Genomic DNA, 3,482 nt, shown 5'->3' with positions numbered 1-3,482 from the left:
CCGCCGCTCCTCGGCGAGCAGCTCGCGCGCGGTGACCTCGGGCAGGATCTCGCCCGGACCGATCCGGTCGGCCTGCAGCAGCGTCGTGCGGCGCCGCAGGTCCGGCCACCCGCCGTCCTGCACGTGCGCGACCACGACGAGCCGCCACTCCAGCCCCTTGCTCCGGTGCGCCGTCAGCAGCCGCACCGCCGCCCCGCGGGCGCCGCGGTCGGCCAGGGTGTCGGCCGGGATCTCCTGCTGGACCAGGCTCTCGAGGAACGGCGTCACCGCGAGGTGCTCGCGCTTCTCACCGGCCCGTGCCGCGAGGTCGAAGAGCGCGCAGATCGAGTCGAGGTCGCGGTGCGCCCGCCGCGCCGCACCGCCGCCGGCCTCGACGGCCCGACGCAGCCGGTGCGGCCACGACGTGCCGGACCACAGCGTCCACAGCAGCTCCTCGGCCGTCGCGCCCTCGTCGACTGCAGCCCGTGCCCGCGCGAGCAGCTGGGCCAGCGCCCGCGCCCGCTCGACCTCCGGGCCGGTCAGCCCGTCGAGGTGGGTCACGTCGACGAGGGCGAGGCGGACGAGGTCGCGCGAGCTGCGCGGCGTGCCGCCGGTCTCCTGGCAGGCGTCCTTCTCGCGCATCCGCAGCTGCCGTGCGAGCCGCCGCACGTCACCCGCGTCGAGGCCGCCCAGCGGCCCGGTCAGCAGCCCTTCGGCGCGACCGGGGTCGACGTAGCCCACGTCGGTGTGGTCGTCGTTGCCGAGGTTGACCACGGCCCGCATCGCCTCGAGCAGCGGCAGCACCGCGGGGTCCCGCACCAGCGGCACCTCGTCGCTGGCCACCTCGACAGGGACCCCGGCCGCCCCCAGGGCGCGGCGCAGCGGTCCGATGCTCGCCCGCCCCGAGCGCACCAGCACGGCCATCTCGTCCCAGCCGATGCCCTCCTCGAGGTGGGCGCGGCGCAGGATGTCGGCGAGGTTCTCCGACTCCGCCCGGTCGGTGTCGAAGGTGAGCACGTCGACCCGGCCGTCGCCGTACGGGCCCGGCGCGCAGGTCGGCGCGAGGAAGGACTCGCGCGCCTGCTCGGGGATGGTGCCGGGCAGCCCGATCCGGCCCGCCACCCGCTGCGAGGCGAGCAGGATGCGCGGGCCGAAGCGCCGCGTGGTCCGCAGTGCGACGACGTCGGCCGGTGAGCCGTCGGCCTGCGCGAAGGCGGTCGGGAACTCGAGGATCCCGCGCACCTCGGCGCCGCGGAAGGCGTAGATCGACTGGTGCGGGTCGCCCACCGCGACGATGTTGCGGCCGTCGCCGGCGATCGCCCGCAGCAGGGCCACCTGGCCCGGGTCGGTGTCCTGGTACTCGTCGACGAAGACGTGCTGGAACTGCGCCCGCAGCTCGTCGCGGTGCTCCTCGGCCTCGATCCGCGCCCGCCGGATCAGGTCGGCGTAGTCGGTCGCGCCGAGGCTGTCGAGGGAGTCGAGGTACTGCTCGAGGAAGAGCCCGGCCGCGACGTACTCGTCGACGCCTTCGGCCTCCCCCAGCTCACGCAGCGCGTGCCCGTCGAGCCCCTTCTCCCGGGCCCGCCCCAGCACCGCGTGCACCTCGCGCGCGAACCCGCGCGTCGCCGTCGCCTGCCTGAATCGCTCCGGCCACGTCACCGACTCCGGGTGGTCGGCCAGCAGCTCCCGCAGCACGACGTCCTGCTCGGGCGCGGACAGCAGGCGCAGCGGGGCCTCGTAGAGCTCGGCCGGAGCGTAGCGGCGCACCAGCGCGTAGGCGAAGGAGTGGAAGGTCGAGCTCAGCTGCTGTCCGGTCGTGCGCCCCAACCGCGCGCTCACCCGGTCGCGCAGCTGGTCGGCCGCCTTGCGGGAGAACGTCAGCGCCAGCACCTGGTCCGGGCTCGCACCCCGCCGCTCGATCCGGTCGACGACCGCCTCGACCAGGGTGGTGGTCTTGCCGGTGCCCGGGCCCGCGAGCACGAGCAGCGGCCCGCCCTCGTGCTCCACGACGCGGCGCTGGTGCTCGTCCAGCTCCGGGGCAGGCCCGGCCGGCGCCCCCGCCCGGAGGACGTACCTGGTCTGGCTCCCCTGCTCCACGGGCGCCACTCAACCACCCGCGCCCGACACAACCCGACCCAGCCCGACTCAGCCCGACACAGCCCGGCACAGGGCAGGCCGACCAGCTCAGGCGAGCTCGAAGTCCTCGAAGTCGAAGCCCGGCGACACCAGGCAGCTGACCAGCGCGTCCGCCTCCGACACCAGCGTCCGCTGCCATACCCCCGCCGGCACCAACCCCTGCGGCTCGTCCGGCCCGACCGCCAGCCGCTCGCCCGGTTCCGGTACGTCACCGCTGCCGCCGAGCTCCACGACCACCGTGCCCTCGTGCCCGAGCCACACCTCGTCCGAGCGCACCCGGTGCCACGCCGACGACTCCCCCGCCGGCAGCAGGAAGTAGATCAGCGTCGCCGTCGGCCGCACCCGCCCGTCCGGCAGGGTCACCGTCTCCCCCGCCACCCAGGTCTGTCGGTACCACCCACCCTCCGGGTGCGGCTGGAGGTCGTGGCGTACGGCGAGCGGCGGTCGATCCATACCCCCAGTCTGCCGACCCGTTATCCACAGGCGGTGGACAGATCTGGGGATGAACCGGTTCTCGCTGTGGACGACACTCCGACCGCGTGTGGACGACACGCCGACCGGCGGTGGACGACGAAAAACCCCCGAAAAACCTGGCGAAACCCCCTTGCCACGCGTCACCGAACGGGCGTAGAACTTCTCCCACGCACTCCTCCGGGAGAGCGGGATCCGCCGGAAGGCAACGATCCGCACGGCCATGACGAAGCCCTCCGGGGCAGCGTCGAGGCGGCCCGCAAGGGACGCCGGCCGCGCGAGCCGGGTGACGAGGCTCGCGGGATCAGGGATGCCGACGGGTCGACCGGGAGCGTCACCAGTACCGGTCACCTTGAAGGGCCCTTGTGACTCATACTCACGAGGGCCCTTCGCCTTTTTGACTTGCGCGAGCGCGTCTCCGCTCCGGCGGCGGCAGCAAGCTGCTGTCGCTCCGCTCCCGCCGCGCTGCCGCGCTGTTGGATTGCGCGAGCGCGTCTCCGCCGCGTCGACGAGGAAGCAGCAAGCTGCCGGTGGGACGCGGCTCACGCCGCGCTGCCGCGCCGCGGTTGTCTCCGGTAGGCCAGGCCCTGGCACGGCGGCAAGCCGACAGCTCGTGGCACAGAACGCGAGCGCGATCACCACCCTTCGCCATCCGGGAGTGGGTGGGCGTCGGAGGCGCCGGACGACCGGTCCCCTGGCCGGCAAGTCGGGACGCAGCCGGCGCACACGACACACTCCCCCGCGCCCACCAGACTCCGCGCCGGCGAAGTCCCGCTCTGCAGCCGGCCAGGGGAACCGGACGGGAGGCGCCGCAGACGCCCACCCCGACCCACCAGACCAACCCCACGACCAACCCCAACAAGACCCAGCAAGGCGACGGTGGGTGGGCGCCGGAG

2 protein-coding genes are annotated in these 3,482 nt (G+C 74.4%); both read right to left on the bottom strand.

Annotation, left to right across the window (positions count from 1 at the left end):
- A partial coding sequence (locus L615_RS22695; protein WP_261376833.1) for an ATP-dependent helicase occupies positions 1-2,076 on the bottom strand: 2,076 nt, incomplete at its 3' end.
- An 87-nt stretch (positions 2,077-2,163) separates the two neighbouring features.
- Complete coding sequence (locus L615_RS22690) at positions 2,164-2,568, bottom strand: cupin domain-containing protein (protein WP_145726616.1); 405 nt, start codon at positions 2,566-2,568, stop codon at positions 2,164-2,166.
- Between the last annotated feature and the right edge of the window lie 914 nt (positions 2,569-3,482).

Source organism: Nocardioides sp. J9 (assembly GCF_007829375.1).
In the GTDB taxonomy this organism is placed as follows: Bacteria; Actinomycetota; Actinomycetes; order Propionibacteriales; family Nocardioidaceae; genus Nocardioides.
The sequence above is the reverse complement of the archived record's forward strand: the minus strand, read 5'-3'. Positions and strand labels throughout refer to the sequence as shown.